The following is a 13,989-nucleotide window of genomic DNA, read 5'->3' as shown; positions in this document are numbered from 1 at the left end:
AACACCGGAGCGCTTTTTATTCGCACATTTTTTCTGCAATGGCAGCGTTCATCAGCGACGCGGCTCTTGCCCTTCCTTGCGACCGGCCGCCTTGTCTTCATACATGCCCTGGTCGGCCAGCTTGATCAATGTCTCGGCGTCCTGCGCATCCTGCGGATAGAAGGCCACGCCGACGGAAGCGCCCACCGTCATGCCGTTGGCGCCTTCGACATCCTGCAGGCACACCAGCGGCGGCGCCAGCACGGCTTCGATTTTCCGGTGCACCTTGTCGGCAAAGGCGGCGTCGGCGATCCCCCAGAACACCAGCACGAATTCGTCGCCGCCGAAGCGCGCCACCACGTCGTCGTCGCGCATGACGGTGCGCAGGCGCTGGCCGACTTCGATCAGCGTGAGGTCGCCGTATTCATGACCGAGCTTGTCGTTGATCGCCTTGAAGCGGTTCAGGTCGATGAACATCACCGTGAACTTGTCGAACAATTCGGCGGCGCGGCGGCCGCGCTTGTGGACCGCCGCGTCGAGGTAGCGCAACACCGCCGCGCGGCTGGTGACGCCGGTCAACTTGTCGGTGCTGAGCTCGCTCTGCATTTCCATGAAGTTCTGCGCCAGCTGGCCGATCTCGTCGCGCCGCTCGATCTTCAGCGCGACGTTCATCTGACCCTTGCCAATGCGTGCCGCCGCGCGTGACAAGCGGCGCACGTCGCGCACCACCCACTGCACGACGCTGAGGCCGAGCGCCAGCGCGATGGCCACCGCCAGCACCGCGATCACCACGGTCCAGCGCGCGTTCTGGTCGAGCGTGTCGAGGAAGTCGCTGCGCGGTACCGCCACCACCGCGACCCAGGACAGGCCGGCGCCGTCGCGTACCCATGAATAGGCGGCGTAGGTCAGCTCGCCGTCCTGGCCGTTGAAGGTGAACGTGGTGTCGGCGCCGCCCACGTTTTCGATTTCGGCGAGATGCTTCTGCAGCGTTGAATAGGCGTTGCGGATGATCAGGCTCTGGCTGCTCTCGGCGCGCAGGCGGTCGATCTTGCCTTGCTGTTCGGTATAGACATTCTCGCCGTTGGAGGAAGCAATCAGGCGGCCGTTGGATTCCATGATGAAGACTTCGCCATGGCGGCTGACATGCAAGCCCCTGACGAAATCATTGAGCGCCTTGAGCGAAACGTCGGTGGCGACCACGCCTTCGAACTGGCCGTTCTTCGATAGCACGCGGCGCGCGCGCGTGGCGACCAGGTCCTTGTCCCAGTAGTTGATGTAGATGTCGCTCCAGACATCGCGGTCGCTGTGCCGGGCGGCGACGTACCACGGCCGCGCGCGCGGATCGAAGTCGGTGGCGTCGTTCTTCGGCATGCTGAGCTGGCCGTCGATGCTGGTGAAGCGGTAGGCACTGCGATAACCGGTGGTGGCGCGCTTGACGCGCAGTTCGGCGTCGTCGAGAGCGTAGCGGAACAGGCCGACGAAGTCGCCGCTGCGGTTGCCGTAGAACACGTAATTATTGAGTTCAGGATGCAGCGAAGTCGAAATCCAGAAGCGCGAACGCAGGTTGTCGAGGTCGGCGTTGAGATCGGTTGCCGCCGGCATGCCGCGCGGAAAGGCTGATTCCAGTACCGAGGCGGCGCCGTCGATGTGGCGCTCGACGGTCAGCGCCACGCGATCTGCAGTCTGGTCGAGCAATTGCTCGGCCACCGACACCACCGCATGCCGTCCGGCAAAATAAGAGAGCCCGCCGACCAGCAGCGAGACCAGCAGGATCAGTCCGATGAACGGCAACACCAACACCTTCGCCAGCGACGATGATGAGCGAAGTAGGTGGATCATGTGCCGTTCCTTGATTTTTTCTGCTTGTTTTGATGTTTCCGTCATCGCATGATCCCCTGCGGACGGTGTTCCCCTTTTGCTTTATCGGCTCCCGGGCGGGAAAACTGAAGCGGCGGCGCGTCTTTTTTCGCTGGCGATCGAACGAATGACTCTGGCCGGATTTCCTCCAACCAGGGTATCCGGCGGAACGTCCCGTGTGACGACCGAACCGGCCCCGACAACAGCGTTTTCGCCGACTGTCACGCCGCCGATAATCGTTGCGCCGGCGCCGATCCACACATTCTTCTCTATCCTGATCGGTTTTGCGACGACGCAATCACGTCTGCGGGAAGGCTCAAGCGGATGGCCGCTGGTGATGATGCTCACGTTCGGCCCTATCATCACATCGTCGCCGATGTGGACGCCGCCCAGATCATAGATGGTGCAATTCTGATTGATGAACACATTGCGGCCAATGGCGATATCTGTGCCGCCGGTCGTGTGAAAAGGCGGGATCAGATTGAAGCCATCGTCGACCTGCTTTCCGATAAGATCGCTGAAGACCGCGCGCACTTCTTCCGTGTCATTGAACGTCAGGCGATTCAGCGTCGCGGTGATTGTCATTGCCCTTTTCACGGCTGCCACCATGGCTGCCGATTCCGGTGTCCGCCTTGGAATGATCTTGATGCGGTCGTGGTTCGCCATTAGCTGGTTCCCTGGTGCACTGTTGGTTGAACATCCGGCAATTGTAGCGGCATGGCGCAAGACGTCCTTCATCCTCCAGATGCAGCCCATGTAAAAAATATTGCAGCTTGCACGTCGCCCGTCCGGCGGCTATATTACGCACGTCGAAAAAGGCAGACTTGGTGTGGTCCAGCCCAGGTCCTTCCGTCAACAAGGAAGCTCTGTCCATGCCCGTGCATGAGTCCCACGACGAACATCGGCGCCATCAGGCGCTTTCTGTTCGTCCGTGTGGTTCTCAAGACAACGAACCCGCCCCGGTCGAACGACCACCAAGGAGCCATTCATGCACGCGTCATCCCGTACCGTCGCCCCCTCCATCCATGATGTCATCGTCGCCGGCGCCGGTCCGGTCGGCTTGTTCCTGGCCTGCGAATTGCGTCTTGCCGGCGTATCGGTGCTGGTGCTGGAGCAGACCGACAATCCGCAATCTCCGCTGAAGCAATTGCCCTTCGGCATACGTGGCCTGTCGATTCCGACCGTCGAAGCCTTCCATCGGCGCGGCCTGCTGGACGCCGTCAAGGCGCCCTCGCCTGTAGCCAACGCCTCAGCCTCCACGCCGCATTGGATGCAACAACCACGTCGCGCCGGCGGCCACTTCGCCGGCATGCAGTTTTACCTCGATCAGGTCGATCGCTCGAAGTGGCCGACTCACCTTCCCGGTCCGACCGATGCCGGCATCGCCACCGACATGCAACACCTCGAATCAGTGCTGGCCGCACGCGCGCTAACGATGGGTGTGGAGATCATGCGCGGCGCCGGCGTGGATGGTCTCCGGCAGTCGGATGAACATGTGGACATTCACGCCGGCGGTCAGACGTTCCGTGCGCGCTGGCTGGTCGGATGCGACGGCGGACGCAGTACGGTGCGCAAGATCGGCGGCTTTGAATTTGCCGGCACCGAACCGGAGTTCACCGGCTACTCAGTTGAAGTCGCGTTGGCAGATCCGCAACTGCTGCCTCCGGGCCGCCACTACACGGCCACCGGCATGTATACCTTCCAGCCGCCTGGCACCGTCGCCATGGTCGACTTCGACGGTGGCGCTTTTCATCGCACGCAACCGATCACGCGGGAATATGTGGAGTCGGTGTTGCGCCGCATTTCCGGCGTCGATGCCCTCAACGTGACGGCGCTGAGGCTCGCCGCGACCTGGACCGACCGCGCCTTCCAGGCCGCGACTTACCGCGAGGGCCGCATACTGCTGGCTGGCGACGCCGCGCACGTCCACTCGCCGCTGGGAGGCCAGGGGCTGAACCTCGGCCTCGGCGACGCGATGAACCTCGGATGGAAGCTGGCAGCCACCATCCGCGGCGACGCACCCGATGGATTACTCGACAGCTATGAAACAGAACGCCATCCGGTGGGTACACGAATACTTGATTGGTCGCGCGCGCAGGTCGGCCTCATGCGTCCGGGCGAAAGTTCGCGCGCGCTGGCCGCCGTCATCCGCGATCTGATCGGCACACGCGACGGCGCGACCTATTTCGCCGAACGGGTCTGGGGCTTGTCGCTGCGTTATGAACTCGGTGACAAGCATCCGCTGGTCGGCCGCAGCGCGCCAGATTTCATGCTGGCCGACGGCAGCCGGCTCGGCGAGCATCTTCGCAACGGCAAAGGTCTGCTGCTGGATTTCGGCACTGATGCCTCACTGCAATCCACGGTGCGCCACTGGAGCGAGCGCATCACGTATTGCGCAAGCGATGCCGGCGACAAGCTCGGCCTGAGTGCGTTGCTGGTGCGGCCGGACGGCATCGTCGCGTGGGCCGGCGACGGCGCTGCGGATCCTGAGCAAGTTGCTCAGGCCGCTGCGCGGTGGTTTTGAAAGAAGCTGCAAGCGCTCTTTCAGATTCCCTCAACGCAAGGGCATATTGATCCCGAACAGGATTGACGAGTAGCGTCCCTGCCCGACGTTCAGATTGCTGCTGTAGTCGACGATGAAGGACGTACCGCCGGCCAGCAGCAGGCGCATGCCGATCCCGGCAGTCCAGTTGCCGGTGAAGCTGTCGTCCGAGCGGATCACATATGCCGGCCCCGACGACGCCAGGTCGGCATACGAAATCCCTGCTTCGCCCGCACCGGAAAACTGCCGACGATATTCGATGCGGCCGCGCGGCGTCCACATGCCGGCGCGGCTCAGGTACTGGCCTTCAGTGCGCAGGCCGAGCGTGCCGCTGCTGGTGCGCACGCGTTGCTTGAAATAGGTCAGCGCATTAGTGCCGGCGGCGGCTTCGGTGTATTGCCCCAGCGTGGTCGAGGCCAGGTCGAGCTTGCCGTAGGGTGACCACATCCAGCTGTTGCCGCGGAATTCATAGCCGCTCGACAGCGCGACGAACAGTTGATTGCCGCCGCGCCGGCCGGTGGCAAAGCTTCCGTCATCCGTCACATAGCGCGTCGAGTCGAAGTTGAGCACGCCGTAGCCGAGCATGCCGTCGACAAAGATATTTGGCGTCGGCCGGAAGCTGCCGTACACCGTCGCCACCACGCTTTGTCCGACGCTCTTGCTGCCGTTTTCGCCGATGTCGCTGCGGTCGCGGCTGTAGCCGGTGCCGGTGCCGATGGTCAGCTGATCGCTCAGACGATAGTCGGCGCCCATGCTGATGCCGTTGGTGGTGAAGCGGAAACCTTCCTGCTGGCCACTGGCGTTGCGCTGGCCGAAGTCGACCGTGCCGGCGATCCACAGCGACAACTCCTGCCTGGCGCTATTGGTGGTCTTGTTCGGCAGTTCAGGCAAGGCATCAAGATCCTTGCCGTTGGGGGTGAGCGGCTTCGCGTCGGACTTGCCGGCCTGACTCAGCAATGGCCAACCCACTTTGCGCATGCCTGTCTGCAAGGGTGCACCGACCACGCGATCGACTTCGTCCTCGTTCCATTGCGCCAGCAGCGGCTTGGCCGGCGCGACCGGCTGTGCAAATCCCAGGCCGAAACTGGAACGCGCCCAGCCGTCGCCGTGCAGGCTTTCCAGACGGCGACTGAAGTTGCCCAGCTGCGCCGTAGCGAAACGACTGGCGGATTGGCCGTGTGCCGCGACCAACCCCTTGACCTGGATATCGTTGGCGGCATTGGTGCGTGCGGCGACGGTGATGTTCACGATGACCGGTGCGGATGTGCCGAAAGCATTTGTCAGCGTATAGCTGAACTGCACGCTGCCGCTGAATCCTGCCGCCGCCGTATAGATGATGTCGGTACCGCTCACCACTGCGGAGCCGGATGCCGGTACGCCGGCAATCGTGACGGCCGTGACCGGACCGTTGGCGGCCGTCGCGCCGACGTGCAGCGTGACGGCTTGCCCGGCTTGTACGGTAGCGGTCTGGGCCGCTGAACTCGGTACGCCCGGCGACGTCACGGTGACGGTCACCGTAGCCGGCGCGGACGTGCCGCCCGGTCCGGTGATGGTGTAGGTGAAGCTGTCGGTGCCGACATAGTTGGCGGCAGGCGTGTAGAGCACGTTCAGCCCATTGACGATGGCTGTGCCGTGCGCAGATGCGCCTGCCGAAACCGTGGTGATGGCCCCGTTATCGTTGGCCGTGACCGGAATAGTCACGGCCTGATTCGCCGGCGTGTTGATGCTGTCGGCCACCGCCACCGGAACGCCGGCGCTGACGGTCAGCGTGAAATTCTGCGCCTTGGGGATCGGTGTCGGCATGCTGCTGTCGTTTGCCGATGCCGTCACGGAGAAGCTTCCCGCCTGTGTCGGCGTGCCAGAGATCGTCGCACTCGCCGACGTCGTGGAGAAGGTCAATCCCGTCGGCAAGCCGGTCACGGTGATGGCGCTGTAGGGTGCGGCGCCACCGCTCCAGGTCAGCGTCTGGGTATAGCTCGCACCTTGCGTGGCAAACCATGTCGTCGATGGCGTAATCACGATCGTTGGCGCACCGACAGTGACAGTGACGGTCGCTACATTCGACGTACCGATAGCATTGGTCGCCGTGTAGCTGAAGGTATCCGTGCCGCTGTAGCCGGGGGTCGGGGTATAGGTAAATGCGTTGACGCCGTTGGGTGTTGCCGTGCCGTGCGCCGCTCCCGTGATGATGTTCAGGGCAGTCGGGGTGCCGCCGGTAGTCGACGCCGGGATGCTGTTATTGCTGCTGCCGTAGCCGACCGCTGCTCCACTGTTGGCGGTCACCGGTGCACCCGCACCGACGTTGCCGCCGAACCCTTGCGCGCCGGTGAAATTGTTGCTGTCGGTGGCGGTAAGCGTGAACGAATATGAACCGGCGGCGGAAAGTATCCCGGAGATGGTGCCGGTAGCTGCCGCAAGGTTCAGGCCCGGCGGTAACGCACCGCCGGTAACCGCGTATGTATAGGGGGCAGTGCCGCCACTGGCAGTCGCCTGCAAAGTGGCGGCAAGCCCGCGCTGCAGATTGACGGCTCCGATCGATATCGTAATCGGCGGCCCGACCGCATAGGCCGGATTGAACCAGCTCGCCGGCATCAACAGCAGGAGTGACGTCGTCAACGCGATGACGCTTGGCCATGCTGCTTTTGCCGCGATGCGTGCACGTCGCCCAAGTGAGTTCAATAGCGATGGCAATACCAAGGTCAATCGCCACGACGAAAGAAAGCGACGTGCGGCGCCCTTGTTGCCGAGTTGAACATGCATTCCCCTGGATGATCGTTTTTGATTGTGGTTCATGTTTTTGTCTTGTAAGCGACAGCAGAAATGCGCGCTGCATAGCTGGTACAGGCTATAGAGAAACTCCCATCCGGTATGTAGCCCAAATGCGCTACACCGCTGGTGACTCTTGCCGGACAAATCGACGAAAAGCGATCAAGAAACCGACGGAAAGTCATGCCACGGATGGACGCTCAAAACCGGCCTCATTCGCATGCCTCTGTTTTGCGGGGGATACTACAGAGCCGCCAGCCTGCACTTGACCGCCTGTCTCACTTTTTTAAAATTTTTAATTATCAAATGGACAGGCAACGGATTTGCTTCGGCTGCCGCGTCAATTCTGCGGGACAGCTGACGTGAACGAGCGATGTCGCACGAAGGCGGCGGAGATGCGCGATAGTCTCAATTGCTGGCGATCTGACCGCGCTGCCAATGAGACAAATGAGGAAAATGAGGCGGCGGAGCGACTGAACGTGCCCGCAACCTACTTGCCGCCGGTGACGTCCAGGAAGGTGCCGGTGATGAAGGACGCCTCGGCGCTCGCCAGCCACAGGATCGCGCGCGCCACTTCTTCGGGCTGGCCGCCTCTTCCCATCGGGATCGAATCCTTGACGCGATCCACCCTCCCCGGCTCGCCGCCGCTGGCATGCATCTCCGTGTAGATGTGGCCGGGGCGAATGCAATTGACACGAATCCCCTCACGCGCCACTTCCTTGGCGAAGCCGGTGGTGAAGGTCTCGAGGGCGCCCTTCGAGGCGGCGTAGTCGACGTATTCGTTGGGACTGCCGAGCCGGGCCGAAGCCGATGAGATGTTGACCACCACGCCGCCGCGTCCGTTGTGACGCGTCGACATCCGCTTCACCGCCTGCTGCGCACAGAGGATGGGACCGATCGCGTTGACGGCGAAGATGCGCTGCATGCGCGCGAATCCGAGGTCCTCCAGCCGCGACTGCGGCGACAGCATCGCGGCGTTGTTGACGAGTACGTCGATGCGGCCGAAGCTGCGGTCGATCGCCGTGAACAACTGTGCGACCTGTTCAGGATCCGCGCTGTCTGCGCGCACCGCCAGTGCGCGACGACCGAGCGCCTCCACATCCGCCGCCACCGCGAGCGCGGCGGGCTCGTTGGAGACGAAGCTGATCGCGACGTCATACCCTTGGGCGGCTGCCAGCCGCGCGGTTGCTGCACCCACGCCGCGGCTTCCGCCGGTGATCAGGATCAGCGGCGCCTGTGAGTGTGGCTGTGAGCGTGAAAGGGTATCCATTTTCGTAAACCTCCATGTGATGGTGAAGATCGGGCGCGTGCATCCCGCGCCGTCAACCGATGATGATGGTGCCGGCGGCAATCACTGCGCACGCCAGCATCTTGCGAACAGTCAGTGTCTCGCCGAGGAAGAAGTAACCGATCAACGCCGCAAACAGCACGCTGGTTTCACGCAACGCCGACACTGCGCCCATGGGTGCGCCGGACATGGCGTAGATGACGATGCCGTAGGCCAGCAGCGAGACCAGGCCGCCCATGAAAGCCGTGCTGAATCCGGGCCGCATGGTGAATAAATGATTCGCCCCGCGCAGGCCGATGTAGACCGCCGGCATCAGCGCGCCCCACAAGGCGCACATCCATACCGTGTAGGCCATCGGCGCGCCGGACAGGCGTACGCCGATGCCGTCCACCACGCTGTAGGCGGCGATGAAACAGCCGGTCCCCAGCGCATACGGCAAACTCGGCACCGCCAGCTTGCGTCCGTTGAAGGCGAGCGAAATGATGCCGCCGGCCACCAGTGCGATGCCGAGCAGAGTGCTCATCGCGACCCGTTCGCCGGCGAAAGCCGATGCCGCGATGGTGATCAGCAAGGGAGAAGAACCGCGCGAAATCGGATAAGTCTGCCCGAGGTCGCCGGCACGATAGCTGCGCACCAGAAACAGGTTGTAGCCGACATGCAGCACCGCCGAAAGTACCGCATACATCCAGCTGGCCTGGGCGGGAGGCGCGAGGAACAAGGCGATTGCGAGGCTGGCCAGCGCCACCGCCAGGCACATGACCGTCATCGACCACAGCCTGTCGGCGCCGCCGCGCAGGAGTGCGTTCCAGCTTGCGTGCAGCAAGGCCGCAAAAAGTATCAGGGCAACGATGTGAAAAGGCATGCGCCATACTAAGCAAAGCGGCGCTGCGGTTAAAGCGAAGTCTCCTCATTGCGGCATGAGCAATTGCTCATGCTTCAGCGATAATTTTTCTCGGCTTCGCTCGATTCCGCCAGCAGCCAGTCGCGAAAACTGACGACGTGGGGCTGCGATTCCGTGCCTTTCGGACAGACAAAATAGTAGGCGACCGGAGACGGGAACGGCGCCTTGAACAACCGGACCAGGCTGCCGTCGCTGATCTCGGCTTCCACGTGGCCGCTGCGCGCCAGGGCAATCCCCTGCCCCAGCAAGGCCGCTTCGATGGTCATGTTGGTGTCGGCGAAGCGAACGCTTTCCTTGAGCGCGGACATGCTCACGCCCACCTGTTGGAACCAGAGCGCCCATTTCGGCACCAGATCGGCGCCGGCGCGCGTCAGCAGCGGGTAGCGCAATAACTCGGCGGGCTTGCGCGGCGTGCCCAGGCGCGCCAGCAGGTCCGGACTGGCCACCGGGAAAATCTGCTCCCTGAACATGAACTCCGAATGCAGGCCGGGATAATTTCCATTGCCGAAACGGATTGCCACGTCCGGCTCGGTGCTGGAAAAATGAATGGCCTTGTCGGTGGTTTCCAGCGTGACCAGGATCTCCGGATGCAGTCGGGACAGACCGGGCAATCTCGGCAGCAGCCATTTCAGCGCGAAGGAATAGGTGGTGCTGACCTTGAGCCGGACCCGGCCCTTTTGCTCGCGCAGATCCGTGAGCGTTGCCTCCAGGTTCATGAAGAACTCGCGCACGATCGGCGCCAGCGCCGCGCCTGCTGGCGTCAGGGCCAATGATTTTCCACGCTGGAACAGCTGCAATCCCCAGAGCTCTTCAAGATGCTTGAGCTGATGACTGACCGCGCTCTGGGTGACGTGCAGTTCTTCTGAGGCGGAGGTGAAGGTAGCGTGGCGTGTCGCCGCTTCGAAGGCGCGCAATGTGGCGGTGGGAGGAAGGTCTCTCATTTTTTCGCGAGCGGCCGGGAGATCGCCTGTCATGAATGAGAGCTCATGATAGAACATTTCCTACCTTGCCGGGATGCACGGCGGCACAGCACCGATTTCTACAGTCCTACGATAGCGACCCCGCGTACGTCTCCCGGCAAACGGCGCGCAAGGCTTCGGCGAACAACTGGTCCGCTTTGCGCTCGACGCCATCCGAGCGCCTGAACAAGGCGATCGGCGAAAGCGTCCAGTCAAACGAATACGGCACGATCGCCACACCGGCGACACGCACCAGCTCTTCCGCGATGTCGGAGGGCACGATCGATATCGCCCGCTCATTGGAGACGATCATTTCCCCGATCAGTTTCGCCGAGTAGCTCTCCACCACCGGCGCCGGAGGAACAATCCCCGCGCCGAGAAAGATATCGGCCACCTGCTCCCGCATCGGCGTATTGGGCGCGCCCAGTATCCAATCCAGCTCAACCATCTTGCGCCAATCCAGACGCACGCGCCCCAGTTGCGCCGCCAGGCGGCGACTGGCGATCAGTCGCGGCTGCTGACGGTACAGCACTTCGAAGCGAATATTCTCCAGGTTCACTCCGGACGACGCGCGTCCGATCACCAGATCGAGGGCGTGATCGCTCAATTGCGCCAGCAGCTGGTCGCTGGTGCCCTCATGAATGGTGACGGTCAGCCGCTGGTCGCCGTCGGGCCGGGTGCGCTGGATCGCGCTGGTCAGCAACTGTCCCGAGATGAAGGGCGTGATGCCGATATGCAGATGGCCGGCATGGCCGGACGTCAGCGTCTCGATGTCGCGCACCAGGTGGCGCAGATCGTGGACCATCGCCCCGGCCCGCTCCAGCACCACCTTGCCCAGTTCGGTGGGCGCCATGCCGCGTGCGGACCGATCGAACAGCGCACCGCCGAACATGCCTTCCAACTCGGACAACGCGTTGGTGATGGCCGGTTGCGTGCTGGCCATGTGCTCGGCGACGCGGGTCAGCGATTTGTGTTGCCGTATTTGCAACAACAAGAGCAGATGGCGCATTTTCAGGCGCGTGCTCAAGCGCCTGAGCAGCGCATTTGCGTCGAATACCTCCATCAGATCCCGGCTTTCATCATGAAAAAGTGATGCACACATAATAAAACAAAATGATCTTGATATACCTCTTCCCTAAAATCGCCTCAAGTCACTGCTTCAAGTCATTCTGTGACGAGCGCAAAAGAAAAGCGGTTTGAGCGCCAGAACAAGCAAAAACGCCAAGCCAATAAAAAAATGATGGCAGACCGACAACAGACCACCAACAACCTGCCGCCGGCAATCGCCCGGCGCACCTAGGAAAGAGGACGAGCACATGAACACGACAGACCGACAAGCCGCGCTGGATTACCACGAGTTTCCAACCCCCGGAAAGATCACCGTCAACGCCAGCAAGCCCCTGGTCACCCAGCGCGACCTGACGCTGGCCTACACCCCGGGCGTGGCCGCGGCCTGCGAAGAGATCGTGGCCGATCCGCTCAATGCATTCCGTTACACCGCGCGCGGCAATCTGGTCGGCGTCATCACCAACGGCACCGCCGTCCTCGGACTCGGCAATATCGGTGCGTTGGCCTCCAAGCCGGTGATGGAAGGCAAGGCGGTCCTGTTCAAGAAATTCGCCGGCATCGACGTCTTCGATATCGAGATCAACGAGACCGATCCGGACAAGCTGGTGACGATCATCGCCGGCCTGGAAGCAACCTTCGGCGGCATCAACCTGGAAGACATCAAGGCCCCGGAATGTTTCACCGTCGAGCGCCAGCTGCGCGATCGCATGAAAATTCCGGTGTTCCATGATGATCAGCACGGCACCGCAATCACGGTATCGGCTGCTTTCATCAACGGACTGAAAGTCGTCAAGAAGGACATCACCGAAGTCAAGGTGGTGGTGTCGGGCGCCGGCGCCGCCGCGTTGGGCTGCCTGGAGCTGATGATGGACCTGGGCCTGCCGCTGGAAAATATCTGGGTGACCGACATCGAAGGCGTAGTCTACGAAGGCCGCGCTACGCTGATGGATCCGGACAAGGAACGCTATGCGCGCAAGACCGACTTGCGCACGCTGGCGCAGGTGATCGAAGGCGCCGACGTGTTCCTCGGCGTATCCGCCGGCAACGTGCTGAAAAAGGAAATGGTCGCTACCATGGCCGCACGCCCGCTGATCCTGGCGCTGGCCAATCCGACCCCGGAAATCCTGCCCGAGGTCGCGCTGTCGGTACGCGACGACATCGTGATGGCGACCGGCCGCTCGGACTATCCGAACCAGGTCAACAACGTGCTGTGCTTCCCGTATATCTTCCGCGGCGCGCTCGACGTCGGCGCCACCACCATCACGCGTGAAATGGAAATTGCCGCGGTGTATGCCATTGCCGGGCTGGCGGAAGAAGAACAGAACGACGTCGTCGCAGCCGCCTACGGCAGCTACGACTTGTCGTTCGGCCCCGAATATTTCATCCCGAAACCGTTCGATCCGCGCCTGATCGTGCGCATCGCGCCGGCAGTCGCCAAGGCGGCAATGGAAGGTGGCGTCGCCACGCGTCCGATCGCCGACCTGGACGCCTACGTGGAACAGCTGCAGCAATTCGTCTACCATTCGGGCGCGTTCATGAAGCCCTTGTTCGCAGCCGCCAAGCAACGCGTGCGCGACGGCGACAAGGCCCGCATCGTGTTTACCGAAGGCGAAGACGAACGCGTGCTGCGCGCAGTGCAAGTGATCGTCGATGAAAAACTGGCGCGGCCGATCCTGGTCGGCCGTCCCGAAGTCCTGCTGGCGCGCATCCAGAAATTCGGCTTGCGCCTGCGCCTGGGACAAGACGTCGAAGTCACCAGCCCGGATTACGACGAACGCTTCCATCAATACTGGACCACGTACTGGGACCTGATGTGCCGCGAAGGCATCACCAAGGAAATGGCGCGCGTCGAAATGCGCCGCCGCCTGACGCTGATCGGCGCCATGATGGTGCGCCTGGGCGATGCCGACGGCATGATCTGCGGCACCGTCGGCGCCTATCACGACCATCTGCGCTATGTCGACCAGGTCATCGGCAAGAAACCCGGTGCGAACACCTACGCCGCGATGAACATCCTGCTGCTCGATCAGCGCACCGTGGCCCTGGTGGATACGCACGTCAACGACGATCCGAGCGCCGAGCAGATCGCCGAATTCACCATCGCCGCCGCGGAAGAAATGACCTGGCTGAACCTGGAGCCGAAAGCGGCGCTGCTGTCGCGCTCCAACTTCGGCTCGGCCAGCTCGGCCTCCGGCAGCAAGATGCGTCGCGCCCTCGACATCATTACCGAACGTGCGCCGACGCTCGAAGTCGATGGCGAGATGCATGGCGATTGCGCATTGGACGAAGCCCTGCGTCTGCAGATCCTGCCGAGCTCCCGGCTGAAAGGCTCCGCCAACCTGCTGGTGTGCCCGAATGTCGACGCCGGCAATATCGCCTACAACCTGCTCAAGACGGCCGCGGGCAGCAACGTGGCGGTGGGTCCGTTCTTGCTCGGCGTGAATGCGCCGGTGCATATCCTGACATCCAGCTCCACCGTGCGACGCATCATCAACATGGCGGCGCTGACGGTCCTGGACGCGAATCGTCCGGCGTGAATGCATCGCGGACCGGCCTTGTCGTCGCCATGAATTGCAATCGGCATTGAACATTCTTCGGTGCAGCGCGTTCATACCTGCTTTCGAGCGGG

General features: G+C 62.5%; 9 protein-coding genes. 2 read left to right on the top strand and 7 right to left on the bottom strand.

All coding sequences use genetic code 11. The annotated features are described in order from the left end of the window. Positions 1-51: 51 nt before the first annotated feature. Positions 52-1,818, bottom strand: a complete 1,767-nt coding sequence (locus tag DXT88_RS00650; protein WP_265210989.1) for a diguanylate cyclase domain-containing protein — start codon at positions 1,816-1,818, stop codon at positions 52-54. Between the two features lie 81 nt (positions 1,819-1,899). Next, positions 1,900-2,502, bottom strand: a complete 603-nt coding sequence (locus tag DXT88_RS00645) for a sugar O-acetyltransferase (protein ID WP_050977701.1) — start codon at positions 2,500-2,502, stop codon at positions 1,900-1,902. Positions 2,503-2,824: 322 nt separating this feature from the next. On the opposite strand from DXT88_RS00645, the gene DXT88_RS00640 reads away from it, so the two are divergent. After that, complete coding sequence (locus DXT88_RS00640) at positions 2,825-4,360, top strand: FAD-dependent monooxygenase (RefSeq protein ID WP_265210988.1); 1,536 nt, start codon at positions 2,825-2,827, stop codon at positions 4,358-4,360. A 30-nt stretch (positions 4,361-4,390) separates the two neighbouring features. Here the strand turns inward: DXT88_RS00640 and DXT88_RS00635 are convergent, their stop codons facing one another. From DXT88_RS00635 to DXT88_RS00615, 5 genes are all read right to left on the bottom strand, one after another. Then, the gene (locus DXT88_RS00635; protein WP_265210987.1) at positions 4,391-6,994 is read right to left on the bottom strand and encodes an autotransporter domain-containing protein; all 2,604 of its coding nucleotides are present in this window, start codon (positions 6,992-6,994) and stop codon (positions 4,391-4,393) included. Positions 6,995-7,634: 640 nt separating this feature from the next. Further along, the gene (locus DXT88_RS00630; RefSeq protein WP_265210985.1) at positions 7,635-8,414 is read right to left on the bottom strand and encodes an SDR family oxidoreductase; all 780 of its coding nucleotides are present in this window, start codon (positions 8,412-8,414) and stop codon (positions 7,635-7,637) included. A gap of 52 nt (positions 8,415-8,466) precedes the next feature. Continuing rightward, on the bottom strand, positions 8,467-9,294 hold the full coding sequence (locus tag DXT88_RS00625; RefSeq protein WP_265210983.1) for a DMT family transporter: 828 nt from the start codon (positions 9,292-9,294) through the stop codon (positions 8,467-8,469). Positions 9,295-9,368: 74 nt separating this feature from the next. Then, entirely contained in the window at positions 9,369-10,274 is a 906-nt protein-coding gene (gene gcvA / locus DXT88_RS00620; RefSeq protein ID WP_265210982.1) for a transcriptional regulator GcvA, read from the bottom strand. A 106-nt stretch (positions 10,275-10,380) separates the two neighbouring features. Continuing rightward, complete coding sequence (locus DXT88_RS00615; RefSeq protein ID WP_265210980.1) at positions 10,381-11,355, bottom strand: LysR substrate-binding domain-containing protein; 975 nt, start codon at positions 11,353-11,355, stop codon at positions 10,381-10,383. A gap of 253 nt (positions 11,356-11,608) precedes the next feature. On the opposite strand from DXT88_RS00615, the gene DXT88_RS00610 reads away from it, so the two are divergent. Beyond that, entirely contained in the window at positions 11,609-13,897 is a 2,289-nt protein-coding gene (locus tag DXT88_RS00610) for an NADP-dependent malic enzyme (RefSeq protein WP_265210978.1), read from the top strand. Positions 13,898-13,989: the final 92 nt, after the last annotated feature.

This window comes from Herbaspirillum lusitanum (genome assembly GCF_026127345.1).
Taxonomy (GTDB): domain Bacteria; phylum Pseudomonadota; class Gammaproteobacteria; order Burkholderiales; family Burkholderiaceae_D; genus Herbaspirillum; species Herbaspirillum lusitanum.
The sequence above is the reverse complement of the archived record's forward strand: the minus strand, read 5'-3'. Positions and strand labels throughout refer to the sequence as shown.